Here is a 907-nt window from a genome sequence, read left to right as displayed (position 1 = left end):
CCACGTCGTATGCCATCCGTTTTCCTGATGATCCGGAGATTTTTTCGCAGACAGAGGCGCAGCAACTGGTCGCGGAAGAGCTTGTGGAGAAGTGGGAAAAAGGAAAGATGCGTCTGCTGTGGGATAACAAAAAGCGGCGTAACGAAGCGCTGGACTGCCTGGTGTATGCCTACGCGGCATTACGTGTGTCCGTGCAACGCTGGCAGCTTGATCTGGCTGTACTGGCAAAATCCCGGGAAGAAGAGACGACCCGGCCAACCCTTAAAGAACTGGCAGCGAAGCTGTCCGGAGGAGTGAATGGTTACAGTCGCTGAACTGCAGGCGCTGCGTCAGGCGCGCCTTGATTTATTAACCGGTAAACGGGTGGTGTCTGTCCAGAAAGATGGTCGCAGAATTGAATATACGGCGGCTTCTCTGGATGAGCTTAACCGGGCGATCAATGATGCGGAGTCGGTACTGGGGACAACCCGACGTCGCCGTCGTCCGCTGGGAGTGAGGTTATGAAAAGAACGCCTGTCCTGATTGATGTGAACGGCGTTCCGCTTCGTGAGAGTCTCAGCTACAACGGGGGCGGCGCAGGATTTGGCGGGCAAATGGCGGAGTGGTTGCCACCGGCGCAGAGTGTCGATGCGGCCCTGCTGCCCGCGTTGCGTCTGGGGAATGCCCGGGCAGATGATCTGGTGCGCAATAACGGAATAGCGGCTAATGCGGTGGCCCTGCATAAGGATCACATAGTCGGGCATATGTTTCTGATCAGCTACCGTCCGAACTGGCGCTGGCTGGGGATGCGGGAGACCGCAGCAAAAAGCTTTGTCGATGAGGTGGAGGCGGCCTGGTCGGAATACGCCGAAGGGATGTCTGGCGAGATCGACGTGGAAGGAAAACGCACGTTCACGGAATTTATCCG

3 protein-coding genes are annotated in these 907 nt (G+C 57.1%); all 3 read left to right on the top strand.

All coding sequences use genetic code 11. The features are described from left to right. Positions 1 to 314: terminase gpA endonuclease subunit (locus ACJHYR_RS27905; RefSeq protein ID WP_102166997.1), on the top strand; the 314-nt coding region annotated here is incomplete at its 5' end. Then, positions 298 to 504 carry a phage head-tail joining protein gene (locus ACJHYR_RS27900; RefSeq protein ID WP_000259002.1) on the top strand — a complete coding sequence of 69 codons (207 nt, stop codon included), beginning with the start codon at positions 298 to 300 and terminating at the stop codon, positions 502 to 504. The genes ACJHYR_RS27905 and ACJHYR_RS27900, both read left to right, overlap by 17 nt. Next, positions 501 to 907, top strand: a 407-nt coding sequence (locus ACJHYR_RS27895) for a phage portal protein (RefSeq protein WP_410233221.1), incomplete at its 3' end; no start/stop codon positions are given. The genes ACJHYR_RS27900 and ACJHYR_RS27895, both read left to right, overlap by 4 nt.

This window comes from Escherichia sp. WS1450, assembly GCF_046487395.1.
GTDB lineage: Bacteria > Pseudomonadota > Gammaproteobacteria > Enterobacterales > Enterobacteriaceae > Escherichia > Escherichia coli.
Note: the sequence above shows the minus strand (reverse complement) of the source record. Positions and strands in the feature narration are given on the sequence as shown.

Excerpts from the sequence above, each read along its gene's own strand:
- ACJHYR_RS27900 (WP_000259002.1), top strand. The coding sequence starts at position 298 with ATGGTTACAGTCGCTGAACTGCAGGCGCTGCGTCAGGCGCGCCTTGAT.